Annotated in this window: 18 protein-coding genes and 3 pseudogenes; 7 read left to right on the top strand and 14 right to left on the bottom strand. The window is 74.5% G+C overall.

Annotated elements, in window-relative coordinates; all coding sequences use genetic code 11:
- Nucleotides 1-136: 136 nt before the first annotated feature.
- The 3 genes and pseudogenes from ACFO4E_RS28155 to ACFO4E_RS28145 all read left to right on the top strand — a co-directional run bounded on the left by ACFO4E_RS28155 (nucleotide 137) and on the right by ACFO4E_RS28145 (nucleotide 4028).
- A complete protein-coding gene (locus ACFO4E_RS28155) occupies nucleotides 137-2230 on the top strand; it encodes a WD40 repeat domain-containing serine/threonine protein kinase (protein WP_378580015.1) in 2094 nt (697 codons plus the stop codon).
- Between the two features lie 158 nt (nucleotides 2231-2388).
- Nucleotides 2389-2595: pseudogene (locus ACFO4E_RS28150) on the top strand (tRNA-specific adenosine deaminase); the annotation flags it as partial.
- A 257-nt stretch (nucleotides 2596-2852) separates the two neighbouring features.
- Nucleotides 2853-4028, top strand: coding sequence for an outer membrane protein assembly factor BamB family protein (locus tag ACFO4E_RS28145; protein ID WP_378580013.1), 1176 nt, complete (start codon nucleotides 2853-2855; stop codon nucleotides 4026-4028).
- Here ACFO4E_RS28145 and ACFO4E_RS28140 read toward each other — a convergent pair.
- From ACFO4E_RS28140 to ACFO4E_RS28130, 3 genes are all read right to left on the bottom strand, one after another.
- Nucleotides 4018-6273: a hypothetical protein gene (locus ACFO4E_RS28140; RefSeq protein ID WP_378580011.1), complete on the bottom strand. Its 2256-nt coding sequence runs from the start codon at nucleotides 6271-6273 to the stop codon at nucleotides 4018-4020. The two genes, ACFO4E_RS28145 and ACFO4E_RS28140, sit on opposite strands and share 11 nt — an antisense overlap.
- Before the next feature lie 175 nt (nucleotides 6274-6448).
- A complete protein-coding gene (locus ACFO4E_RS28135; RefSeq protein WP_378580009.1) occupies nucleotides 6449-7900 on the bottom strand; it encodes an MFS transporter in 1452 nt (483 codons plus the stop codon).
- 97 nt (nucleotides 7901-7997) lie between these two features.
- A complete protein-coding gene (locus ACFO4E_RS28130) occupies nucleotides 7998-8444 on the bottom strand; it encodes an Rrf2 family transcriptional regulator (RefSeq protein WP_378580007.1) in 447 nt (148 codons plus the stop codon).
- Nucleotides 8445-8629: 185 nt separating this feature from the next.
- Here ACFO4E_RS28130 and ACFO4E_RS28125 point away from each other — a divergent pair, with 185 nt between their 5' ends.
- Complete coding sequence (locus ACFO4E_RS28125) at nucleotides 8630-9598, top strand: DUF1152 domain-containing protein (RefSeq protein WP_378580005.1); 969 nt, start codon at nucleotides 8630-8632, stop codon at nucleotides 9596-9598.
- Nucleotides 9599-9636: 38 nt separating this feature from the next.
- Here ACFO4E_RS28125 and ACFO4E_RS28120 read toward each other — a convergent pair whose 3' ends face one another.
- The 4 genes from ACFO4E_RS28120 to ACFO4E_RS28105 form a co-directional block, all read right to left on the bottom strand.
- Entirely contained in the window at nucleotides 9637-10362 is a 726-nt protein-coding gene (locus ACFO4E_RS28120; protein ID WP_378580003.1) for a GntR family transcriptional regulator, read from the bottom strand.
- The gene (locus tag ACFO4E_RS28115; RefSeq protein ID WP_378580001.1) at nucleotides 10359-11300 is read right to left on the bottom strand and encodes an ornithine cyclodeaminase family protein; all 942 of its coding nucleotides are present in this window, start codon (nucleotides 11298-11300) and stop codon (nucleotides 10359-10361) included. Before ACFO4E_RS28115 ends, ACFO4E_RS28120 begins: the two co-directional genes overlap by 4 nt.
- A gap of 194 nt (nucleotides 11301-11494) precedes the next feature.
- Nucleotides 11495-12496: a proline racemase family protein gene (locus tag ACFO4E_RS28110; RefSeq protein ID WP_378579999.1), complete on the bottom strand. Its 1002-nt coding sequence runs from the start codon at nucleotides 12494-12496 to the stop codon at nucleotides 11495-11497.
- Nucleotides 12497-12498: 2 nt separating this feature from the next.
- A complete protein-coding gene (locus ACFO4E_RS28105; protein ID WP_378579998.1) occupies nucleotides 12499-13407 on the bottom strand; it encodes a dihydrodipicolinate synthase family protein in 909 nt (302 codons plus the stop codon).
- A 100-nt stretch (nucleotides 13408-13507) separates the two neighbouring features.
- On the opposite strand from ACFO4E_RS28105, the pseudogene ACFO4E_RS28100 reads away from it, so the two are divergent.
- Nucleotides 13508-13787: pseudogene (locus ACFO4E_RS28100) on the top strand (hypothetical protein); the annotation flags it as partial.
- Between the two features lie 10 nt (nucleotides 13788-13797).
- On the opposite strand, the gene ACFO4E_RS28095 reads toward ACFO4E_RS28100, so the two are convergent.
- Genes ACFO4E_RS28095 through ACFO4E_RS28085 form a run of 3 tightly spaced genes read right to left on the bottom strand, consistent with a single transcriptional unit; the run spans nucleotide 13798 to nucleotide 16740 of the window.
- Nucleotides 13798-15249, bottom strand: a complete 1452-nt coding sequence (locus tag ACFO4E_RS28095; RefSeq protein ID WP_378579996.1) for an FAD-dependent oxidoreductase — start codon at nucleotides 15247-15249, stop codon at nucleotides 13798-13800.
- Entirely contained in the window at nucleotides 15230-15511 is a 282-nt protein-coding gene (locus tag ACFO4E_RS28090; protein WP_378579994.1) for a (2Fe-2S)-binding protein, read from the bottom strand. The genes ACFO4E_RS28095 and ACFO4E_RS28090 overlap by 20 nt, the downstream gene beginning before the upstream one ends.
- A complete protein-coding gene (locus ACFO4E_RS28085) occupies nucleotides 15508-16740 on the bottom strand; it encodes an NAD(P)/FAD-dependent oxidoreductase (protein WP_378579992.1) in 1233 nt (410 codons plus the stop codon). Before ACFO4E_RS28085 ends, ACFO4E_RS28090 begins: the two co-directional genes overlap by 4 nt.
- Before the next feature lie 749 nt (nucleotides 16741-17489).
- Here ACFO4E_RS28085 and ACFO4E_RS28080 point away from each other — a divergent pair.
- On the top strand, nucleotides 17490-19043 hold the full coding sequence (locus ACFO4E_RS28080; RefSeq protein ID WP_378579990.1) for an alanine/glycine:cation symporter family protein: 1554 nt from the start codon (nucleotides 17490-17492) through the stop codon (nucleotides 19041-19043).
- Here the strand turns inward: ACFO4E_RS28080 and ACFO4E_RS28075 are convergent.
- Together ACFO4E_RS28075 and ACFO4E_RS28070 are read right to left on the bottom strand one after the other, a co-directional pair.
- Nucleotides 19000-20928, bottom strand: coding sequence for a heavy metal translocating P-type ATPase (locus ACFO4E_RS28075; protein ID WP_378579988.1), 1929 nt, complete (start codon nucleotides 20926-20928; stop codon nucleotides 19000-19002). The two genes, ACFO4E_RS28080 and ACFO4E_RS28075, sit on opposite strands and share 44 nt — an antisense overlap.
- Nucleotides 20925-21368 (bottom strand): ArsR/SmtB family transcription factor, encoded by a 444-nt coding sequence (locus ACFO4E_RS28070; RefSeq protein WP_378579987.1) that lies wholly within the window; start codon nucleotides 21366-21368, stop codon nucleotides 20925-20927. Before ACFO4E_RS28070 ends, ACFO4E_RS28075 begins: the two co-directional genes overlap by 4 nt.
- A 215-nt stretch (nucleotides 21369-21583) precedes the next feature.
- On the opposite strand from ACFO4E_RS28070, the gene ACFO4E_RS28065 reads away from it, so the two are divergent.
- Nucleotides 21584-22372, top strand: a complete 789-nt coding sequence (locus ACFO4E_RS28065) for a YwqG family protein (protein WP_378579986.1) — start codon at nucleotides 21584-21586, stop codon at nucleotides 22370-22372.
- 57 nt (nucleotides 22373-22429) lie between these two features.
- Here ACFO4E_RS28065 and ACFO4E_RS28060 read toward each other — a convergent pair whose 3' ends face one another.
- Complete coding sequence (locus ACFO4E_RS28060) at nucleotides 22430-23176, bottom strand: TVP38/TMEM64 family protein (protein ID WP_378580035.1); 747 nt, start codon at nucleotides 23174-23176, stop codon at nucleotides 22430-22432.
- A 792-nt stretch (nucleotides 23177-23968) separates the two neighbouring features.
- A pseudogene (locus ACFO4E_RS28055) lies at nucleotides 23969-24390 on the bottom strand (hypothetical protein); the annotation flags it as partial.

The following is a 24390-nucleotide window of genomic DNA, read 5'->3' as shown; positions in this document are numbered from 1 at the left end:
CCAGTGACCTAGAGCGGCCCCGGGACCCGGCCGCTCGCACCGCACCACGAGTACGCGCACTCCCCGGGGTGCGGCGCACCGCCACCGCGCGTACCCGGTTCCCGCACACCCCCGCCCGACGAACGGACCGCTCACCGTGAAGCCCCTCACCGCCTCCGACCCGAAGACGATCGGCCACTACACCCTGCTCTCCCGGCTGGGCGCGGGCGGCATGGGCCTGGTCTACCTCGGGCGCTCACCCGGCAACCGGCTGGTCGCCATCAAGGTCATCCGGTCCGACCACGCCGCTGAGGAGGGGTACCGGCAGCGGTTCGCCCGCGAAGCCGAGATGGCCCGGCGCGTCAGCGGCCACTTCAGCGCGGCCGTCATCGAAGCCGACGCCGCGGCGGAGACCCCCTGGCTGGCCGTCGAATACATCCCCGGCCCGTCATTGAGCGAGGTCGTGAAGAAGAAGGGCCCGCTGCCCGCCGAGTCCCTGCACACCCTCGCCTTGGGACTGGCCGAGGCACTGCGCGCCGTCCACGACGCCGGGCTCGTGCACCGCGATCTCAAACCGGGCAACGTCCTGCTGACGGCCGACGGGCCGCGCCTCATCGACTTCGGCCTGGCCAGGACCACCGAGGCCGGCGGCATGACGCGCACGGGCCAGCTCATGGGAACACCGGGCTACATGTCACCCGAGCAGACCTACGGCCACGAGGTGTCGTTCCCGTCCGATGTGTTCGCGCTGGGCGGTGTCCTGTACTTCGCCGCCACCGGCCGCGACCCGTTCGGCGAGGGGCCCGCTCCGGTCCTGCTCTACCGGATCGCCTCGATCGAGCCCGACCTGTCGGCACTGCCGCCCGCTGCGCGCGGCCTCGTCGCCGCCTGCATGGCCAAGGACCCCGCCGACCGCCCCACGGCGACCGACCTGCTCGACCGGATCGCGCCGTCCGCCGAAGGCCCGGACACCCTCTGGCTGCCGGCCGAAGCCCTGGCGGAGGTCCGCAGCGCCGAGCGCCTCAGCTCCGGCCTCGCCGCCCGGCGCCGCCCGCTGCGCGAGCGGCGGCGCCGGTGGCCGATCGTCGCGGGAGCGGCCGGGGCCGCCCTGGTGCTGACCGCCGCCGGGGCGTTCGCGCGGGCCGGGCTCATGGGGGACGGCGGAGACGCGCCGGACGCCGCGGAGGCGTCCCCGCCCGCGGACCGCGCCACCCCCCAGGCGCCGACCGGCCCGGGGGCGCCGGCCAGCGCACTGACGCCGGACGACATCGGTGGGCCCACCACCGTCCTGGCGGACCCCGGCGGCCGGAACATCACCGAGCTGGAGTTCAACCCGCGCCGGGACGACACGATCACAGCGGGCGGGCCGGAGCTGGTCCAGGCATGGAATCTGGACACCGGGCTCTTGGATTCCGACATGGTCCTGCCCGGTGAGGCGGGGGCGTACAGCTTCGCCTTCACCCCGGAACCGGTCGGCAGGTGGAAGATCCGGGCGGCGATCGGTTTCCTGGACGGGCGCGTGGAGTACGCATCGGACCACGAGGGCCTTTTGGAAGCCCAGGCGTACCGCGAGGGCGTCCACGTCACCGACCTGGAGTTCTCCGCGGACGGCGAGACGCTGGCCGCGGGGGGCGGCGACGGCGTGGTCACGACGTGGGACATGACCGAGGATGACCTCCCGCGCATCGCCCGGGCGTCCGCCGCCCAGATCGGCGCCTACAGCGAGTTCCGCACCCGTCTTTCCTGGTCGCCCGACGGGGCCTGGGTCGCGACGGCGGGAGGCGACACCCCCACGATCATCGACCCCGGCAACGGGGAGGTCCTCGACGCCATTCCCGCACCCGACCGCGTCCTGGACATCGCCGTGAGCCCGGCGGGGTCCACGATCGCGACGAGCGGCCTGGGCCATGCCGTGGAACTGTGGGAGGTCGGCGCGGGGGACGGCCCTCAGCGCTACGCCTCCCTGCGGGGCAACGAGGGCGCCATCGACCGCATCGCGTTCAACCACGACGGGTCGCTCCTCGTCAGCGTCGGGTTCAGCGAGCCGGAGGACGATCCGGAGGAGGCCGCGTACCTGGGGCCGGAGTTCGACCCGTCGGTCCGGCTGTGGAACGTCGCCGACCAGGAGGAGATCGCGGTTCTGGACACCGGGGTCGACGCACCCCCGACGGTCGCCGTGTTCAGCCCGGACGGTTCCCGGCTCGCGGTGGGGCATCACAGCGGGGAGATCGCCGTCTGGGACCTGACCTGACCGGACCGGAAAGCCCGGCACGGCGGCGGACGTTGCGGATCGGGCGGCCCGATGGCGGATCATAGGACCACGGGCCGGACCAGGCCAGGGCGGAATCGAGGGCTCGACCGGCTCCCGTCGCCGTCTGGGGCGACCCCGCACACTCAAGGAGGCCGATCATGGTGAGCGATGCCGACCTGGCGCACCTGCGCCGCTGCGTCGAACTGGCGGCGGAGTCGGTGGACGGCGGCGACGAGCCGTTCGGCTCCGTCCTGGTCGCCGGCGACGGCACCGTCCTCGGCGCCGACCACAACCACGTCGCCACGACCGGCGACAACACCCGGCACCCGGAATTCGCGCTGGCGCGGTGGGCGGCGGCCAACATGGCTCGCCGACGAGATCCGCGCCCTCCACCGCCGCTTCCACGGGGTCGCCTGAGCGCCGCCCTTTTCGGCCGCCGCGGCACCCGTGCCACGGATCCGGCCTATGCTCCGGTGGATGCCACCGATCCGATGACCGGCTGACCGGAACCGGTCATCGCCCGACCGGGACCGCCGGAACCCGCCTCCACCTGCGGTTTCCCGGCGACGCCGCAGATCCCGGGGGCCACCGTCGCCCGAGGGCGCCGTTAGGCTCTCCCACCATGCGCGGTTCGCGAATCCTCCCCCTTGTCCTGGTCCCGCCCCTGCTGAGCGGCTGTGCGGTCGCCGGAGCGCTGCCGTTCACCCCACCGGCCGACGAACCCACCCTGGAATCACTGGGACTGGACTACCCCGCCTCCGGGATCAGCCCCGTCGAGCCGCTGCTGTGCGAGGACGGCGAACGCGATGGTGCGGACTGCACGGAATCCGGCACCCTGCGCTGGTCGATCCCCCTCGAAGGGGGCGACTACTTCGTCCCCTCCGATGGAGGTGAGGACCCCGACATGGGCCTGTTCACCACGCGGACCCGGATGACCCCGTACACGCGGTACGGCGGCGGGGTCCTGTCCGGCACGCTGTACGCCACGGAGGACGACCGCGTCCGGGCGATCGATCCGGCCACCGGCGAGCTCGCCTGGACCGCCGACGTCGCGGCGAGCGTCCCCATGCTCGTCTGGGAGGTCTACGAATCGGACGCCGGTATCGTCGCGGAACTGCGACGGGACACCGGGCCCGGCAGTGACCTCCCCGGCGAACTCGCCCTTCTCGACCCCCGCGACGGCAGCCCCGTGCGCGACGCGATCCCCTACCCCGGTGAGAACGAGCTCATCGGGGCGGTCGGCGGATCCGCGATCGTCCGGGACGGGGAGCTGGAGTTCGCGGCCTACGACCTCCTCTCCGGGGACCGGGTGTGGAGCGTGGAACTGGACGCCCCGCCTGAGGACGACCGCCGCCGCGACCTCTTCTCCGGCACCCTGGTGGGCGATGTCCTCAACGTCCGCCAGGAGATCACCCGGCTCGACCTCGCCGGCAGGCCCGACGACGACGCCTCCTCCGAGGAGATCCTCCGGTTCGACGCGCGCACGGGAGACGCGGTACCGGGGGGCGGAGAGGACACCGACGCACCCGTCCGGGACCGGTACCCCAACCCCGTCCTTCCCTTGGACTACGAGAAACCCGATGAGATCCGCCGGTTCCCCACCCTGGTGAACCCGCTGGAGGAGGAGCCGGTGGCCGACCCGGGCTACGCCGGGGTCGGCATGCTGCACGCCGCCGATGGCGAAGCGCTGATCGGCGCGGCGTGCGCTCCCGACGCCCTGCGCACCCAGACGGGGCCGCCCGCGGTCGCCGACGCCCTCCACTGCGACAACCCCCGGCTCTTCGCCCTCAACCGCTAGCCCCGCAACCCGGCCGGTCGCACCGGATCACCAGCGGGTCCCAGCCGCGTTCGCCGGCCTCACGGGTGAGGATGACGGGCCTGTCACGTTCGTCCAGCACCAGGTCCGCATCGGCACCGTACCGGGACGAACCCGGGCGGAGCGTGACACTGTCCACGTCGGCACATGAACCGTCCCGGCACGACAGGAACACCAGATTCTCGCCATGGCCGTCGGTGGTGACCATCTGCGGGCGACCGCCGGAATCGACGGCGAGCGCCGGAAGGGGGCGCTGCCAGCCCGGTCCGGTGAGTTCCCGTTCGGCCGATTCCGAGCACGCGGTGTCCACGCAGTCCAGCAGGAGCGCGGAGCCGTCGTGCGCGCGGTAGACGACGACCGGCCGCCCGTCCGGCCGGATCTCGGTCCGGGCACCCAGCGTCACCCCGTCCGCCTCCGTCCCCGACGGGTCGCCTTCGAGCCGCGGCTCCACGACGACGCGCCGTTGCGGATCCGCGCAATCGGCGTCCTCACACGTCACGAGGGTGACCGACCCGTTGTCCGGCTCCCGGACCGCGACGGCGACCTCCCCGGCCGGACCCACCGCGATCTCCAGATTGCGCCGGGCCCGAGCTTCATCCGCGACCTGGAACACCGGCATGTCACCCAGATCCGCCGTCCGTACGTCCCCGCATTCCGCGCCGTCGCACCGGTGCAACTGGAGGTTCGATTCGGTTCCATCGGCGTTGCGCGCCAAGGAGGCGATGACCAGTCCCCCTCCGAAAGCGACCGTATCGGCCGCTGTGTAGTCGGACCGGGGGTGGGGGTTGTCCTGCTCCTCCTCGACACGCACCTCCGTTCCCGCTTGCCGGCTCCCCGGGTAGGAGACGCACCCGTCCTCGGCGCACACGCCCGGCGAGAGGAGGAGCCGGCCGTCGGACCAGAACGCTTGGGCGGGTAGCGCGGACGAGGAGTCCCCGTCCGCCGGAACGACGCCCTCGCAGGCCGCACCGCACCGGGCGAGGACGCTGTCTCCGTCCTGGACCAGCAGGCCCTCGTCCGTTGACCGCAGTATGAGCTCCAGCTGGAACGACCGATCGCTCGGGATGACCTCTTCGGTGTACGCGGGTATCCCCGGTGCCGCCAACGCGGGGGCGGACGGCACGAGCACGATGGCCAGCCCTGCGGCCAGGACGGCGGCGGGCCGCTCGAAGGACCGGGCCGACGACCCGTCGTCGGCCGGCAGAGTTCCACGCACGGTGTCGATGTCGTGCCCCGGAGCCGTCTCATCATCGCGCAGGAAGAGGATGGCCAGCAGCCCCGCGAGCACCGCGACGGCCACGCCCGCCGGCAGCGCGCGCAACAGGCCGCCCATCACCGTCATCGCCCATGACGGCAATGGCACGAGGCCCATGAGGAAGCCGGACGGCCACGAGAGCCCGGCCGCCCCCAGCAGGATCACCAGCGGATACCAGGCGAACGGGAACACCCTGAACGCCGGCATCCGCACGCACGCGCGGAGGGGGCCCATAGCGGCGATCGTCGATCCCACCGCGCCGTAGGTGAGGACGATGGCGGGCATGAAGGCGACGGCGGCGGCGACCACCCCCAAGAACGCGGCCCCCTCCGCCACATACTCATAGGCCGCCCACGCGACGGCGCCGTTGGCGGAGAGCAGCACGATGAACAGCATCATGGCCCAAGGGCGCCCCGCCCCCCGGCGCAGCGCCGTGCGGGCCGTGATGGGACGCCCGGCCAGCACCGCGCCCGCCACCAGGAGGGAGGACGTGAAGATCACCGCGAGGCCGTACAGTGCCGCGGCCGCCCACAGTGCGACGAGCACCCATCCCCACGCCGGCAGCGGCGCGCTCTCCGTGACCACGGCGGCCTGGAGCGCACCATCGGCGACAGCGAGCCTCCCCTGCCCCAGGAGCACCACGAGGACCGCGCTCAACACGGCGACCGGCACAGCGGGGAACACGATGGTCGCGGCCAAGGGGACGATCGCTTCGCGCACCAGGGCGAACGCGCCGGTCAACGGCGATTCGTTGTGGAAGAGCCGGTAGTCGCGCTCCAGCGGGTCGCGGCGCGCCTCCGGACCGCCCGGGCGGTCCGGTCCCCCGTCACCCGCTCCAGGCCGCGGTGGCGCGGCCACCGTGTCGGCCCCGGCCGCCCCCGTCGTCGGCTCCGCCCTCCCGCCCTCGTCGCCGGACCGGTCCGATGGCGGTGCGCCATCACTGGGCGCGGGGTCGGGCGGGGTGTCTGACATGGGGGATGCCTTCCGGTCGGGGGTGTCGGCGATCAACGATAGTTAGGGCCCTACGTCCCAAAAGCCCTGGAAGGCGCCATTCCACGGCCGGTTCCGGTCATTCGCCCGCCGGCCGCCGCCGCGCCCCTGCGCGGCCGCGGGCGGCGCGCCGGGCTTCGGACGGCCGGGGCGCGGGCTAGTGGACCTTGTCCGCGTCGCCGGCCGACGCGGTCTCCGGGGCCGTCGCGGGACGCATGCGCAACGCGACGACCAGTGTGAGGGCGGCGACCACCGCCATGGCCAGGAAGGCGTCGGAGAAGGCGGCGCCGTCCTGGCCGGGGTACAGGGGGTTGACGGCGCCGCCGCCGCTCTGCTGCCTGGCGGTCACCAGCGCACCGAACAGGGCGGGGCCGGCGCCGGCGCCGAGGAACTGGGCGCCTTGGAGGATCCCCAGGCCGACGCCGACCTGGTCGGACGGCAACGCGCCCGCCGCGGCGCTGATGATCGGGGTCAGCACGAGGATGAAGCCGACACTGAGCCCGAGGATCCCGGCCCCCGCGGGGATCACCGACGTGCCCCCCGTGAAGGCGGAGAGGAACAGGGCGAACGCTCCCATGAGCGCGAGGCCCGTCAGCACCAGCGCGCGCGTGCCGATGCGGTCGGCGAGGCGGCCGATCAACGGCGAGAGGACGGCCACGGCGGCACCCGCCGGGATCATGACCAGGGCGCCCGCACCCGGGCCGAGTCCGTTGACGTCGACCACCAGCAGCGGGACGAAGACCAGGCCGCCGAGGTTGACGGCCATGGCCGAGAACGCGACGACGACCGCGACCCGGTAGACCCGGTTGGCGAACAGAGCGGGCGGGACGAAGGGCCGGGCGAACCGGACGGTGCGCCACCCGAAGAGCGCGATCGCCGCGGCCGCCACCGCGAGGCTGCCCCAGGACGAGGGCGCGGCGAAGCCCCCGGCCTGCGCCTGGGTGGTGCCGAACAGGGCCAGCCCGGCGCCGAGGCCCAGGAGGACACCGCCGGGAAGGTCGAACCGGTCCGCTCCCGCCGGGGGCTCGCCCGGCAGCACGCGCACCGCCGCGGGCAGCAGGACCAGCGCGGCCACGAGCATGAGCCAGAACAGCGCGGGCCAGCCGAGGAACTGGCCCACCCCGCCGCCGATGGCCGGTCCGGCGGCGGTGCCGATACCCGCTGCCGCGGAGACGACGCCGATCCCCATTCCTCGCTGTTCGGCCGGCAGTAGCCTGGTGACGGCGATGATCGAGAGCACGGGCAGCGCGGCCGCGCCCGCCCCCATCACGATCCGCCCGAGCACGAGCACGAGGAGATCCGGCGCGAGCGCGCAGATCAGGCTCCCGGCGGCGTAGGTCAACAGGGCGAACCCGAAGAGGCGCCGCAGACTCACCCGGTCGGAGACGCGGCCGTAGAAGGGGATGCCGACCGAGAACGTCAGCAGGAAGCCGGTGACGACCCAGGCGAGTTCCGCCTCGGAGGCCCCGAACTCCGCTCCGATCGAGGGAAGCATGAGATTGACCATGTCGCTGGCGATGACCGTGACGAGCACGGCGGGGAGGAGCACGGACAGCAGCAGGGCCGGTCCTGGGCCGGTCCGCTCGGGGGTGGTCGGCGTGGGTGTCATTCGGGGCGTCCTCCGCGGTCGTGGTCGATACTGCCACTTTCGTGGTTACAGTTAGGGCGAAAAAACGGCGGAGGGGCGTCCCTCCGCCGCGCCTCGGTCAGCGCTTGCGCAGTCCGAGTTCACGCTCGGCGTCCAGCACCCGCCGGAGCATGTGGGCGATGCTCGTCCGGCGGAGCCGCTCCTCCATGGCCCGTTGCGCGTCGCAGAACTCCACCTCCAGCAGGCCCTGCATGTGCCGCCCCACCTCGCACTCGGCGCTGGGCGGGTGGGCGTGCCGCGACAGGACCGGCCCGGCCTCGACGGCGGCATACGCGTCGTAGAGCGTGATCTCGCGCGCGGGACGCGCAAGGGACCAGCCGCCGCCGCGCCCCTCGGTGGACCGCACCAGATCGGCGTCACGCAGCCCGCCGAGGATGCGCCGCACGAGAACCGGATTGCTCGCCAGGCTGTCCGCGATCTCCGCGGAGGTCAGCGACCGGTCCCCCCACCGCGCCAACATCGTGAGCGCGTGGATCGCGGTCGCGCTCCTGCTGCTGATCCCCACGGCACCCCCTCCGCGGCCACCGCCGCGCCGATCGAAACTGCAATGAACTTAGTTGCAGTTTTGTGGCCCGTCAATCCACCACATGATGGGCTGGACCATGGAATGCCGATCCTGCGCCGTCGAGGGGCCGGCACCCGGCCGGAGGCGACCGAGCCCCGACCGCATCCGGCGAGGACAGGGGATGGATGACACACACGCGACACGCCCTGAGCGACAACCCGCTCTTCGCCCGGCTGGACGGGGCCCGGTCGGTGCTCGTCGCGGGGGCCGGGGGCGGGTTCGACGTGTACGCCGGGCTGCCGCTCGCCCTCGCGCTGCGGCGCGGTGGCCGGCGCGTACACCTGGCGAATCTGAGCTTCAGCCGGCTCGACGCCGGCCTGGACTGGGTGGCGCCCGACGTCGCCGCCGTCACCCCGGACTCCCCCGGCCACCCCGGCTACTTCCCCGAGCGAACCCTCGCCCGATGGCTGGAGTCGCGGGGGCTGCCGCCGACCGTCCACGCGTTCCGGCGCACGGGCGCGCGCCCGCTGCGCGACGCCTACCGCGCACTCGTACGGCGGCTGGGCGTCGACGCGATCGTCCTGGTCGACGGCGGGACCGACATCCTCATGCGCGGCGACGAAGCCGGACTGGGCACCCCGGAGGAGGACGTGGCGAGCCTGGCCGCGGTCGCCGGCACCGGCGACGTCCCCGTGCGGCTGGTGGCGTGCCTCGGGTTCGGCGTGGACGCCTACCACGGCGTCTCCCACGTGCTCTTCCTGGAGAACGTCGCCGCGCTGGAACGGGCCGGCGGCTACCTCGGGGCGTTCTCGCTTCCGCGGGCCAGTCACGAGGGGGCCGCCTATCTCGACGCCGTGGCCCACGCGCAGGAGCAGACCCCTTCAGCGCCCAGTATCGTCAACGGCTCGATCGCGGCGGCGGTGCGCGGGGACTTCGGCGACGTGCGGTTCACCCCGCGTACGGGGAACAGCGAGCTGTTCGTGAACCCGCTGATGGGCCTGTACTTCGCCTTCGAACTGGACGCGGTGGCCGCCCACTGCCGCTACCTCGACCGGGTCGCGCCGACCACGACCTACGCCGAACTCCGCGCCGCCGTCGATGCCCACCGGTTCACCGTGGATGATCCGCGCCCGAAGCGCACCTTCCCCCACTGACCGCCGGGTGGACCGGGCACAGGCACCGATCCTGTCGCTCAGGGATGGGCGGCCGAGCGGTCGGCGGCGGTGTCGTCGTCGGTGCCGTCTCCCGCCCAGATGCCGCGGACGTGGCCGAGGTGGCGCCGCATCAGGGCCTCGGCGCCGTCGGCGTCGCGGGCGGCGATGAGGTCGAGGAGTTCGGCGTGCTCGTGGGAGGAGTCGAACAGGGCGGTGCCCTCCGTCAGCGTGCGCAGGCCGTAGAGCCGCGAACTGACGCGCAGCGACCGCACGATCTCCACCAGCCTGGGGTTGCCGGCCTGTTCCAGCAGCGCGAGGTGGAACTCCATGTCGATGGTGACATGGGCGATGAAGTCGCGCCGCCGGGCGGCGTCCTCGATCCCGGCCGCCAGGGGCCGCAGCCGCTCGATGACCGCGGGGTCGACCCCCTGATCGGTGATCTTCCGGATCACCGGGATCTCGATGAGCGCGCGGATCTCGGTGATGTGGTCGAGCTCCGCCGCGGACAGGTGGGTGACGCGGAAGCCCTTGTTGCGGACGACGTCGACCAGCCCCTCCTTGGCCAGGTCGAGCATTGCCTCGCGGACGGGGGTCGCGGACACCCCGAACTGCTCGGCCAGGCTCGGGGCGGAGTAGACGGCCCCGGGCTGCAGCTCCCCCGAGATCACCGCGCCGCGGAGGGTCTCGGTGATCTCCTCGCGGAGGTTGCGGCGCCCGCGGAACGAGGGCAGGCGCACGGTCGCGGCGCCATCGTCCACGTTCATCTGTTCCCCCTCACCGGCCGGGCCCGGCCGGCCTCGTAGGCGGCTCCGGCCAGGACAAGATCCTCCCATGCCATCCCCACGCTCTTGAAAAGCCGCGGGCGCCCGTCAACGGGGAGGGCGGCGCCCCGCGCGAGGTCGGCGAGGGGGACGAGGGCGGCCGGGTCGAGCAGGCCCTCCCGGATGACCTGGACGATGTCGCCCGCCTCCCGGGTGGCGGCGGATACCGCCTCGACCACCACGGTCGACCGGAGAACGGTGCGGGTGTCGACCTCGCGGGCGCCGGGTTCGTGCGACCCCACCGCCACGACGGTGGCGTGCGGGGGCAGCAGGTCGCCGTCGAACAGGGGGGTCGTGGCGGTGGTACAGCAGGCGACGAGGTCGGCCGAGGCCACCGCCTCGGGCCCGCCGGTGTCCACGCGCACCCCGCTGATGTCGGGCAGGCCGCGGGCGAGGGTCCGCGCGCGGTCCGGGGTGCGACCGACAACGGTGACCCGGGTGATGGGGCGGACGGCGTGCAGCGCCCGCAGGTGGCTGCGCGCCTGCGGGCCGCCGCCGAACAGCACCAGCCGCGACGCGTCGCGGGGGGCCAGGAGGTCGGCGGCCGCCGCCGATACGGCGGCGGTGCGGATGTCGGTGAGCGCGATGCCGTCGAGGGTGGCGAGCGGGGTCAGCGTCTCGGCGCACAGCAGCAGGTACCGGCCCTGGATGCGGGGCAGGCCCCGCGCCGGGTTGCCCGGTGCGACGGTGGCGACCTTGACGCCCGCGTAGGCGCGGCCGTGGGCGGGCATGAGCAGGAGCTGCCCGTTGTCCACGGGCAGCACGCCGCGGGGCGGGTCGGCCTCGGGGGAGAGCCCGTCGCGCAGCGCCTGCTGGAGCGCCCGGACCGCGTCGCGCATCGGCAGCGCCGCGTGCACGGCGTCGGAGTCGAGGAAGGGCACGTCGTCGGATGCCGCGGGACGCGGTCCGCGGGCGGCGCCGGGCGCATACGGCGGAGCGGCGGCGCCGGACGGGTCGGGGACGCGGGGGGATCCGGGCGGGCCGGCCGCTCCGGTGGCTGCGCCCGGGCCAGGGGCGTCGGGCGGGCCGGCGGCACCGGGGCGGCCGGTGCCTCCCGTGCCTCCGGGCCGGCCGGTCATAGCTCGAACCCCTCAGGGAAGGGGTCGTCGGGGTCGAGGAGGTACTGGGCGGTGCCGGTGATCCAGGCGCGACCGGTGACCGTGGGCACCACCGCGGGCCGGCCGCCCACCGTCGTCTCCTCGGTCAGGCGGCCGATGAAGCGCGTGCCGATGAACGACTCGTTGCGGAAGTCCGCGCCGATCGGCAGCAGGCCGCGGGCGTGCAGCTGCGCCATGCGGGCGCTGGTTCCGGTGCCGCAGGGCGAGCGGTCGAACCAGCCGGGGTGGATCACCATGGCGTGCCGGGAGTGCTCCGCAGTGGACCCGGGGGCGGCCAGGTACACGTGGCGGCAGCCGCTGATCTCGGGGTTCTCCGGGTGGACCGGCGGGTCGGCCTCGTTGACCGCGGCCATGACGGCCAGGCCGGCCTCCATGATCCGGTTCTTGGCGGCCCGTTCGAAGGGGATCCCCAGATCGGCGAGTTCGGCGATGGCGTAGAAGTTGCCGCCGAAGGCCATGTCGTAGGCGACCTCCCCCCAGGGCCCGGCGTCGACCTTGCGGTCCAGGCCGACCGCGAAGGAGGGCACGTTGCGCAGGGTGACCGAGCGCGCCGCGCCCTGGTCGACCCGGACGTCGACGGTGACCAGGCCGGCGGGGGTGTCGAGCCGGACGGTGGTGACGGGCTCGCGGACCTCCACCATGCCCGTCTCCACCAGGACGGTGGCGACGCCGATGGTGCCGTGCCCGCACATCGGCAGGCAGCCCGACACCTCGATGTAGAGGACGCCCCAGTCGGCGTCGGCACGGGTCGGCGGCTGGAGGATGGCCCCGCTCATGGCCGGGTGCCCGCGCGGCTCGTTCACCAGCAGTCGGCGGATGTGGTCGAGGTCGTTCAGGAAGTTCCGGCGCCGCTCGGACATGGTGGCGCCGGGGATCACCCCCACGCCGCCCGTGATGACGCGGGTCGGCATGCCCTCGGTGTGGGAGTCCACGGCGTGCAGGACGCGGCTGCTGCGCATGGTCAGTCGAGCCCTTCGGCGATGGCCTTCTCGGTGGCCCGGCGCACGGTCTCCTCGTGCTCGGGGGTGAGCGGCGCCCGCGGCTGCCGGGTGGGGCCGCCGTAGCGGCCGGCGATGTCCATGCTGAGCTTGATGGCCTGGACGAACTCGGTCCTGGAGTCCCAGCGCAGCAGCGGGTGCAGGGTGCGGTAGAGCGGGAGCGCGGTGGCGAGGTCGCCCGCTGTGGCGGCCGCCCACAGCCGCACCGAGGCGCGCGGAAAGGCGTTGGGGTAGCCGGCGATCCAGCCGGGCGACCCGGCGACGGCGAGTTCCAGGGCGACGTCGTCGCTGCCGCAGAGCACGTCGAGTTCCGGGGCGACCTCGCCGATCCGGTAGGCGCGGCGGACGTCGCCGGAGAACTCCTTGACCGCGGTGATCAGGCCCTCGGCGTGCAGCTCGGCGAGGAGCTCGGGCACGAGGTCGACCTTGGTGTCGTAGGGGTTGTTGTAGGCCACCACCGGCAGGCCCGCCCGGGCGACTTCGCGGTAGTGGGCGACGACGGCGCGCCGATCGGCCCGGTAGGCGTTGGGCGGCAGCAGCATGACCGCCTGCGCGCCGGCGTCGGCCGCCTGCTCGGCCCAGCGGCGGGCCTCGTCGGCGCCGTAGGCGGCGACGCCGGGGAGCACGGTGCACCCGTCGGGGGCGGCGGCGACCGCGGTGGCGACGACCCGGGCGCGCTCGTCGTCGGTGAGGGTCTGGTACTCGCCGAGGGATCCGTTGGGGACGATGCCGTCGCAGCCGTTAGCGGCGAGCCAGGCGACGTGCTCCGCGTAGCCGTCGAAGTCGACCGCGAGCCGGCCCGCCGTCGCCTCGCGCAGGGGGAGGGCCGTGGCGACGAGGACACCGTGCCACGGTTTCGCGTGTGCGTTCATCCGGCCTCCACTCTCGATTTCAGTGCAATATTACATGGCACAATTCCGCTTGTCATGGGACTCCTCAGGCCCCGTCGTCGGCAGCGGGTTGCTCGGCGCGATGTTCCCGAGGGCCACGGATGGCCACGAGCGCCATCGGCCCCGGCCGCATCGCCCAGACCGCCACGTCCACCGCCCGGCTCGGCGCCGCCTTCGCGTTCGCGGTCCTGGTGCCGATCCCCGTGGACATCGGCCAGCCGAACATCTGGCGGGTCATCGGGGTCTCCGGCACCCGCGCCCAAGACCTCGCGCACAAGGTCCTGCCCGGCACGGGATACCTGCTCGCGGTCCTCATTGTCTTCGGCGGGGTCGTCGTCGACGTGGGCGGCATCGCCGGCACCGATGGACTCCTCAGTCCCCGTCCCCGGGCGGTATGCCGCCGGGGCGCCGGTCGGCGAGGACGCCGAGCGGGACCGGCTGGGCGATGGGCCGGGCGGCCGTTCCCAGCAGATCCTCGGCCGTCGTGTCCCGCCCGGTCCGCGCGGCGGCGAGGCACGCGGTCGCGTAACCGCAGACGCGCCCCTGGCACAGGCCCATCCCGGTGCGGGCGTAGAGCTTCACCGCGCGCGGCCCGACCGCCCCGAGGTCGTCGATGGCGCGGTGGACCTCCCCGGCGCCGACCTCCTCGCAGCGGCAGACGGTGGTGTCGGGCCGCAGCCACGTCAGCCAGCCCGGCCGCACCGGATGGGCCGCGTGCAGGGCCGCGGCGAAGGCCCGGTGCGCGGACCGCCGCCGGAGCAGCCGGGCGACCGCCCGGGGATCGGGCGGCGCGCCCGTGGCCGCGAGCGCCGCGTGCATCCCCGCCAGCTCGCCCTCGGCCGCCGCGAGCCCGGCCCCGCCGACCCCGCACGCCTCGCCCGCGACGAAGACGCCGGGCACGCTGCTGCGCTGTCCGGCGTCGACCCGGGCGATGAGGCTGCCGTCGGCGTCGCGCACCATCGCGCAGCCGAGCTGCACCGGGATCTCGGTCTGCGGCGTGAACCCGTAGCCCACCGCGACCGTGTCGCAGGCCAGCTCCCGGCGGCTCCCGGGCACGATCCGCCACCCGCGGTTCAGCCGCGCCACCGTCACCCCGGTGACCTCGGTGTCGCCGTGGGCCTCGACCACGGCCGTCCGGGTGCGGTAGGGGACCCGGTGGTGCAGCAGCGTCCGCAGGTAGCCGGCGCCTTCGGCGAGCTTGGCGGCGCCGCGCGCGACCGCGACGGGGTGGCGGGCGAACGCCGTGGGCGCCCCGGCCTCGAAGACACCGACGACCTCGGCGCCCGCCCGCGCCAGCCCGGCGGCCACCGGGAGCAGGAAGGGGCCGGTGCCGGAGACGGCGATCCGCCGCCCGGCGCGGACGCCGTGGCCCTTGAGCAGCGCCTGGACGGCGCCGGCGGTGAAGACGCCGGGCAGGGTCCAGCCGGGGAAGGGCAGCTGGCGGTCGTAGGCGCCGGTGGCGACGGTGACCGTGCGGGCGGCGATCTCCCGCGGCCGCCCCTCGCACAGGGCGTGGACGGTGAATCCGCCGCCGCCCGCCTCGACGTGCCAGACGGCGTGCCCGGGCAGGTGGTCCAGCCGGTCGCGGTGGGCCTCCAGGGCGGCGCGCAGGCGTACGAACCCGGCCCAGTCGTGGTGCGGGGCGCCGTCGTCGGCGGGGCGGTGGCGCCAGTACTGGCCGCCGGGGCGCGGACCGGCGTCGACGAGCGCCACCCGGGCGCCCCGCGCCGCCGCCGCTGTGGCGGCCGACAGGCCGGCCGGGCCGGCGCCCAGGACCGCGACGTCGTAGGGGGCGGCGCCGCGTTCAGCAGGCGAGGTCGTCACGGCCCGCTCCTTCCTGGGTCTCCACGGTGGCGCCGGGCCGCGCCTCGGCCAGGCACGCGCGGACGTTGGGCCGGCCGTCGACCGTGGCAAGGCAGTCGAAGCACACCCCGATGCCGCAGAAGACGCCGCGCGGGCGGCCGTCGCGGCGGGTCCGGCGCCACGAGCGGTGGCCCGCCGCGATGAGCGCGGCGCCGATGCTCTGGCCGGGCTCGGCCGTGATCTCGCGGCCGTCGAAGCTGAAGGTGACCGGCGGCTCGCTCACGGGGCGGCCTCCTCGAATCGGTGCGGTCGGAACGGGGCGGGGTCGAGGTCGGGGGCGCGTCCGCTGACGTGGTCGGCGATGAGCCGGCCCGTCGCGGCGGCCAGGCCGATCCCGGCCCCCTCGTGGCCGCAGGCGTGCAGCAGGCCGGGGGCGCGGGGGTCGGGGCCGATCACCGGGAGGTGGTCGGGGCAGTAGGGGCGGAAGCCCAGGTAGCTGCGGAGCAGGGCGACCTCGGCGAGGAACGGGAAGAGGGCGATGGCCTGGGCCGCGAGGGTGCGCAGGACGGGGAGGGAGGTGCCGCGGTCGAACCCGACGCGCTCGCGGCTGGCGCCGATCAGGACGGTTCCGCTCCCGGTGCCCTCGACGACGGTGGAGGTCTCGAGGGCGGCGTGGTCGCTGGCGACGTTGGCGACGTAGTCGGCGGAGTAGACCTTGTGGCGCACGGTGCGCGGCAGCGGCTCGGTGACCAGGATGAACCCTTTGCGGGGCAGGACCGGTACCGGGGCACGGGCGAGGCCGGCGACCTCGCCGGCCCAGGTCCCCGCCGCGTTGACCACCCATGGGGCGTGCAGGGCGGGGACGGCCGGGGAATCGGTGCGCACACCGGTGACCGTGCCCGCCCGGTCGCGGACGACGCCGGTGACGCCGGCGCCGGTGTGCACGGCCGCGCCGCGTTCGCGGGCGCGGCGGAGCAGCAGGGCCGCGGCCAGCATGGGCTGGACCTGGGCGTCCTGCGGATAGTACGCGCCGCCCGCGACGTCGCGGGAGAGGTTGGGCTCCAGCTCGGCCAGCTCGTCGGGGCCGACATCGACGGCGTCGACACCGTTGCGGCGCTGCCCTTCGGTCAGGCGGCGCAGCCCCGCCGCGCCCTCGGCCGATGCCGCCACGACGACCCCGCCCTTGGCGTCGTACTCCAGCTCCGCGGCCCCGAGGTCCTCGGCGATGTCGCGCCAGAGCCGCGCGGACAGCAGGGCGAGGTCCAGTTCGGGTCCGGGCTCTTTGTCGGAGACGAGGATGTTGCCCTCGCACGCACTCGTCGTACCGCCGCCGACCGCGCCGCGTTCGACGACGGCCACGCGCAGGCCGGCGGCGGTGCAGTAGTAGGCGCAGGCGGCCCCCACGACGCCGGCTCCGATGACGACGACGTCGGTCCGGGCGGCGCCGGAGAGCGGGGAGCGGATCGAGGGGCGGGGACCGCTGGACGGGGAGGGGGAGTCGTCGTCGGCCATGGATTCACCGTGCGCGATCGGACGGGTACGGCACAACACCGATCGGCCGCCTGTGGACGGATCCGGGCGGACGAAGGGCGGGGAGGGGGCCGCACCTGGGCGAAGGCCCTGTCCGCTGCCGCCGGGACGGAGTGGGGGCGGCGGGCGCGGCCGCGCAACGGGGCATCGGGATGAGGCTCATCTCTGAATCATGTCATATTGCACTGATCCTCATCGGAGTGACGCGGGCCACGCCGACGGGGTCGTGTCGTCCGCTCGCCTTCGAGCCGCGCATCGCCCACGTCCGTGACCGGCGCGTCGAGCGGATCGGCGGAATCCGGCCGCTCGGACCGCGGACGACCCACTCACTCCCGGCGATTCCCTCATCGGCCTTGCCACCGAACTCCGGATGCCTCCTCTCCCGACCTGCGCGGACGCCGTCCGGTGCGCGGGTCGTGCGCGGGTCCTTCCGCGCGTGAGCGGTTCGGATGCGAGCCGAGACGGCCGATCGCGAGCGGACAGGTCGGCGCCGAAGGCGCGCACACGCGCCGGTGCCGGCGCCGTCCCCCACCCGCTCCGCGCCCCGTCCCCCGCGGGCGCGCGGCCCGGGGCCACCGGGCGCTGGACGTCGGCTCGATCCCGCCCTGCTTCCGTACAGCGAGCGATCCCGCCGCGGCCCGTGCGGCGCGCCCCGGGGGCACACCGGGTACGCGCCGCACGGGCCGCGGTCGAGCGCCCGCCCGCATCTCCCCCGCCCCAGAAGGGTGCCCATGGACGTCCTCGTCTCGCTCACCGACCGGCTGTGGAATCCGCTGGTGGTCCTGGCCCTGGGCCTCGGCCTGGTGCTGACCGTGCTCACCCGCGGCGTGCAGGTCCGGCGCATCCCCGACATGGTCCGGCTGATCGTGTCGAACGAGCGCTCCGCGGCCGGGGTGTCGTCCTTCCAGGCACTGACCCTGACGCTGTCGAGCCGGATCGGCGTCGGCAACATCGCGGGGGTCGCCACCGCCATCGCCGCCGGCGGCCCGGGATCGCTGTTCTGGATGGCGGTGATGGCCCTGCTCGGCGGGGCGACGGCGTTCGTCGAGTCGACCCTCGCCCAGATCTACAAGAGCACGTCGCAGGGGCGGTTCTGCGGCGGGATCCCCTACTACATCGAGAAGGGCCTCGGCAGGAAGTGGCTGGCGACCGCCGCCGCGGCGGTCGCGCTCGTGCTGTACACGCTCCTGGCCCCCGGGGTCCAGGCCAACAGCATCGCGGTGAGCGTCGGCCAGGCCACGGGCCTCAGCCCGTGGGTGACCGGTGCCCTGGTCACGGCCGGGCTCGGCTTCATCGTGTTCGGCGGGCGCAGGCGGGTCGTCGCCGTCGCCGACACCCTCGTGCCCTTCATGGCGGGCGGCTACATCGCCGTCGCGCTCGCCGTCCTGGTCGTCAACATCGCCGAGGTCCCCGCTGTGGTCGCCCTGGTGCTGCGAAGCGCGGTCGGCGCCGACGCGGTGTTCGGCGGGATCGTCGGCCTGGCGGTCGCCTGGGGGGTGCGCCGCGCCCTGTTCTCCAACGTCGCCGGGGTGGGCGAGGGGACCTTCGGGTCGGCGGCGGCCGAGGTGTCGCACCCGGCGAAGCAGGGGCTGGTCCAAGCGTTCTCGATCTACATCGACACGCTCTTCCTCTGCATGGCGACGGGGTTCATGATCCTGGTGACCGGCAACTACAACGTGCACGCGGCCGGCGGCGGGCACATCGTCGCCCACGTCCCGGGCGTCGAAGCCGGGCCCGCCTACACCCAGGCCGCCGTCGACGCGGTGCTGCCCGGGGTCGGGACGTACTTCGTTGCGCTCGCCATCACGCTGTTCGCCTTCACCACGCTGGTCGCGTTCGCCTATATCGCCGATACCAACCTCGCCTACCTGACCCGCGGGGTCTCGCGCCCCGCGTGCCGGCACGGCATGCGCGCCGCGCTGCTCACCATGGTCTTCCACGGCTCGGTGGAGTCGGCGGACGTCGTGTGGGCGATCGGCGACCTCGGCTACGCGACGCTGGCCTGGATCAACATGGCCTGCATCATCCTGCTCGCCCGGCCGGCGCTGGTGGCGCTGCGCGACTACGAGGCGCAGCGGCGGCGCGGCCTGGACCCCACCTTCGACCCGCTGGCGCTGGGGATCCGCAACGCCGACCACTGGACGGGCGCGGCGGCGGCAGGCCCCGCCCGGCCGCCCGCCGTCCGGCCCGTTCCAGAACAGGTGCCGGAGGACGGGGGCCGGGGACGCCTCCGCGCCGCCGTCACTCGCGCCAGGCGCGGCCGCTCAGGAGGCGCAGGCCGTTGAGGGCGACGATGACGGTCGACCCCTCGTGCCCGGCCACGGCCAGCGGCAGCGGCAGCGTCGCCACCAGGTCCCACGTGACCAGCACCGCGATGAACGCGGCGGCGATGGCGAGGTTGGCGATCACGAACCGGCGGGCCCGCCGCGACAGCGCGATCAGGTTGGGCAGCGCCGCCAGGTCGTCGCGGACGATGACGGCGTCGGCCGTGTCCAGCGCCAGGTCGGAGCCCCTGCGCCCCATGGCGACGCCGGTCGTCGCGGTGGCCAGCGCGGGAGCGTCGTTGACCCCGTCGCCCACGAGCAGCACCCGCGAACCGTCCTCTTGCAGGGTGCGCACGATGTCGGCCTTGTCCTGCGGCAGCAGGCCGGCGTGGACGGTGCCGATCCCCGTCGCCCCGGCGACCCGCGCGGCCGAGGCGGGGTTGTCGCCCGTGAGGAGGTGGACGGGCGCGGTGGTCGCCGCACGCACGGCGGCCACGGCCGCCGGCGCCTCGGCGCGCACGGCGTCCGTCAGCGCGATGGTCCCCATGGGTTCGCCGTCGCGCAGGACGTCGACCAGGGTGCCCGCGGCGGCGGGCGCCTCCGGGACCGCGTCGCCGCCGCGGGCCCGCTCCACGCGTACGGCGGCGCCGCCGATGAACGCCGACACGCCCCGGCCGGGCAGTGCCTGGAACCCCTCGACGTCGTGCGGGAGGTCCAGCCCGCGTTCGGCCGCCGCCGCGCGGATCGCACGGCCCAGCGGGTGCTCGCTGAAGCGCTCGGCCGCCGCCGCGGTCGCCAGTACCTCGTCGGCGGTGTGCCCCGGCCGCGCGGCGATGTCGGCGACCTCGGGGGTGCCGTGGGTGAGGGTGCCGGTCTTGTCGAAGGCCACCAGGTCGGTGCGGCCCACGCGCTCCATGACGGTGGCCGACTTCACCAGCACCCCGTGGCGGCCGGCGTTGGCGATCGCGGCCAGCAGCGGCGGCATGGTCGACAGCACGACCGCGCACGGCGAGGCCACGATCATGAAGGTGATGGCGCGCAGCAGCGCGGGCTCGAAGGCGGCGCCCAGCGCGAGGGGGACGCCCAGCACGAGCAGGGTCGCCACCACGACCGCGGCGGAGTAGCGCTGCTCGACCTTCTCGATGAACACCTGCGAGGCGGCCTTGGTGGCCGACGCCTCCTCGACCAGGGTGGCGATGCGGGCGATGACCGATTCCGACGCCGCGCGGTCCACCCGGACCCGCAGCGCCCCGGTGCCGTTGAGGGTGCCCGACAGCACTTCGCCGCCCGCGCTCCGCGGGACCGGCACCGACTCCCCGGTGACGGCCTGCTGGTCCACCTCGCTCGCGCCGTCGACGACCGTGCCGTCGGCGCCGATGCGCTCACCAGGGCGGACCAGGATGGTGTCGCCCACCTCCAGTTCGGCGGCGTCGACGGTGTCCTCGCGCTCGCCGCCGGCGGCCGGGGTCAGGCGCACGGCGCGTTCGGGGGCGAGGTCGAGCAGGGCGCCCACGGAGTCGGCGGTGCGCTGGGTGACGACGGCCTCCAGCGCGCCGGAGGTGGCGAAGATGACGATGAGCAGGGCGCCGTCGAAGACCTGGCCGATCGAGGCGGCGGCGATGGCCGCGACGATCATCAGCAGGTCGACGTCGAGGGTGCGCTCCTTGAGCGCTTGGAGCCCGGCGAGGGTCGGTTCCCAGCCGCCGGTCGCATAACAGGCGAGGAAGAGGCCCCACCACGCCCAGTCGGGGGCGCCCGCGATCTGGGCGGCCCACCCGGCGAGGAACAGCGCGAGCGCGGCCGCCGCCCAACGCACCTCGGCCAGGCCCAGCCCGGTGGCGACCAGCGACGGCGGGCCGCGGCGGATCCGCTCCCGCACCGGCGGCGGGGGCGTGAGGGTGCTCATGACGCGTCGGTCCGCGGGCAGGCGCCGCCGCCGTTCCCGGCGGGCGCACCGCTTTCGGCGGGCGCGCGGGTCGCGACGGCCTCGGGGGCGACGTGCGCGCGGTGGTGGGCGGGCTCGACCTCCAGGGCGTGCTCGGCCTGGAAGACGGCGTCGGCCACGAGCTTGCGCGCGTGCTCGTTGGCCAGCCGGTAGTACATGCGGGTACCCTCCCTGCGGCAGGTCACGACCCTGCCCATGCGCAGCTTGGCGAGGTGCTGCGAGACCGCGGGGCCGGACTTGCCCACCCGCTCGGCGAGGTCGTTGACCGACAGCTCACCCTCACGCAGCGCCAGGATGATGCGCACCCGCGTCGCATCGGCGAGCAGCGTCAGGATCTCCACCGCGAGCTCGACGAAAGGGCTGTTCTCGTCGAGACTGCACGATTGCTTATCTTCGTTCATACGCAGATAATAGATCAGTGCTCCCCCCGGCGCCATCCCGCACCGACCCGAGACCCAGAGCCGCCGCCGCAGGCGGCGGGCCCCGCCTTCGCGGCCCGCGCCCGGTGCGGCGCCTCCCCTGATGGACGGGGATTTCAGCCCCTGGCCTGGCCGGTTCCGGCCGTATGGACCCACGCGTCATGGGCGGCCCGCAGGGGGTGATTGACTTCCGCCTCATGAACGAAAGCGAAATCCTGCCCCAAATCGACCGTCACTGCACAGACGTGCTGGGGGAGGTGGGCGGGCCGGCCATGGCGGCGCTGGTCCGCCGCGGCCACACGATCGCGCCCGTCGGGGGCTTCGACGTCCCCGCGGGCCGGTCGCACCTGGGCGGGTCGCCCCAGCTGGAGCCGGGCACCCCCTGGCCGGAGGTCGAGGGCATCCCGCTCAGCCTGCTCGCCGTCCTGGACACCGGCGCCCTCGCGCCGTGGCTCGGCGGCGACCTCCCCGTGCGCCCGGGGCTGCTCAACTTCTTCTACCTCGACCCCGACCTGCCCTGGTCGGAGTACAAGCACATCGACACAGAGGCCCCGAGCGCCTGGCGGGTCATCGCGGCCGACCCCGAACCGGCGGTCTCACCCCTGGCTCCCGGGGCCGCACGCGTCTACGAGCGGCGCGCGGTGAAGGCGGATCCGATCCTCACCCTGCCCGGGAACTGGGAGCACGCCGTCGGCACCCTGGACCTCGGCCCCGGCAAGGTACCCGCGCTGGAGGCGATGGAGATCCGCACCACGTGGGGACCGTCCGCCCCGGATGACGACAAGACCAGCGGGCACCGCGCCTTCGGCTGGCCCTGGCTGCTCCAGGGCGGGGTCGTGGGCGACGGCGACGTGCACCTCCTCCAACTGGACAGCGACGACCACTGGATGTGGGGCGACGTCGGGGTCCTGTACTTCACGATCCCGGCCGACGCCCTGCGCGCGGGCGACTTCAGCCGAGCGGTGTGCCGAATGGATTGCTGCTAGACCGCTCGGCACAGGACCACTGTGCCCGCCGACGTCCCCGGCGGAACGCCGCGCACATCATCGAAGCGCTGCCCCCTCGCCGGACGTCGTCCCAGGCGCGGCCGGCCGACGCGGCCGCGCCCCGGTCGGCCGCCGGTCGGGCGCCGCCCCGCCCGCCGCCGGGACCGCGGAGGGATGCCTCCTGCGGCTGACGATGGCGGCCGCCTGCGCGGCGACGGTGAGCAGGAGCAGCCCGGCGGTGCTCGCGATGAACGCCGGGGACCAAGGGTCGGCGGCGGCGTCGCCGACCAGGACGAGAGCGGTGGTCGCCGGGAGGCTCCCGAGGGCGGTGCCGAGGACGAACCAGCGCGTCCGCAGCGCCGTGACCCCGAGGCCGTAGTTGACCACGGCGAAGGGGATGACCGGGAGCAGCCGCAACTGGACGACCGCGAGCACGCCGCGGGCGCCGATGACCTGGTCCAGGCGCGCCGCCGCCCGTTCGGGGATCCGGGACCGCACGGCGTCGCGCGCCACGAAACGCGCGATCGCGAACTGGACCAGCGCGCTCGCGACCCCGCCCGCGAGGGCTGCGGCCACCCCCAGGACGGGCACGAACAGCACCCCCGCCGCAGCGCTCAGCAGCGGCCGCGGGACGAAGCCGAGGACCGCCGCGGTGTAGACGGCGACGAACACCGCGGGCGCGGCCGGACCGGCCGCCTCGATCCAGGCCCGCAGGACCCCGATGTCCGGCAGGAGCACCGCTGCGGCGACAACGGCCGCCACCCACACGGCGAACGCCGCCACCCGCATCCCCGGCCGCACCACCGCCCCCAACGGGCACCCCCCTTCCGGCCGCCGGCCGACCGCGTCCACCCGCCCGCGACGAGTCTCCCAGCCCGCCCGCCGGCGCATCACCCCCGCCCAGGCGGCGCCACATGCGGGCCAGTCGTGAGTGTCCGCCGGAACGCTTTCGGTTCATTCATCGGAGAGCCCCGGCAGAAGACGTGCCTTCGGTCATACCTGGTAGATGGCCACCGCGTTGCCGTACAGCACGGCATCGATGTGGTCGCCGGCCGCCCCGGCCACGAGAGACAGGTCGGAGTCGGCGAAGGGGCGCCGGGCGCAGGTTGAACCGCACCGCGCGCACCCCCTGCTCGGCAAGCCGGGCGATCTCGGGGTCGGGCAGGTCGTGTGACGGCCTTGACGCCGAGGCCGGAGGATCATCCGATGATGATGGCCGGCCGACCGGATAGGTCGAGACCGGATGCCGCGTCGGCGGCGGTGGATGCGACGGTCGACGGCGTGGTGATGCGCGTGGTCATCCCCATGCGGAGCACACGGAAGCCCCGGCGAACCGTGAGCCGCCGGGGCAAGCACTGATAGATGTCGCCGGGCAGGTTCGCGGACCATGACCGGAAGTCGTCACAGAGCCTCAACCGTATCCCGGTGTCACGGGTGCCGCTCCGGACTCCGATTCGTGGTCTTCCTCCTGCATCCGCGGCCTCTGCACGCCGAGATAACGGCGCCCAGAACGGCGAACAAGCTGTCGGCCGATGGCTCGGCCGAGGCGTCGACCGGTCAGCCGCGGTGCGCAGCCGCGGCTCGACCGGCCGGTCCTCAGCGTTCTTCGCGCTGATCGCCCGATCCTTGGAGACGGCCCCTGCGGTTGCCGACGCCGGGCTTGCGCTTGCCCGTGTGACCGTCTCCCGGTCCTCCCGTAGACGTGCGAGCGCCTGCTCCACTTGCTCCGGCTACGAACTCATCGAGATGCCCGTTCCTCACATCACCCGGGCTGGGGCGTCCCAGCACCGAGATCGTTTCACCCGCGCTGGTCCCCCAGACGCGCTCGTCCTCCGACAGCCAGGTGGACCGGGTGCGCGCGTCGCCGCCCTGCCCCCCGCCGCCGCCGGCCCCGCCCATACCGCCCATCGGCGGCATCATGGGCGGCATCCCGCCACCCATGCCGCCCATCCCGCCGCCGCCGAGGCCGCCGAAGTTCCCGCCGCCCTGGCCGTTGCCGTTGCCGACCGCGCCGGTGA

The organism is Nocardiopsis mangrovi, assembly GCF_042653925.1.
GTDB lineage: Bacteria > Actinomycetota > Actinomycetes > Streptosporangiales > Streptosporangiaceae > Nocardiopsis_B > Nocardiopsis_B mangrovi.
The sequence above is the reverse complement of the archived record's forward strand: the minus strand, read 5'-3'. Positions and strand labels throughout refer to the sequence as shown.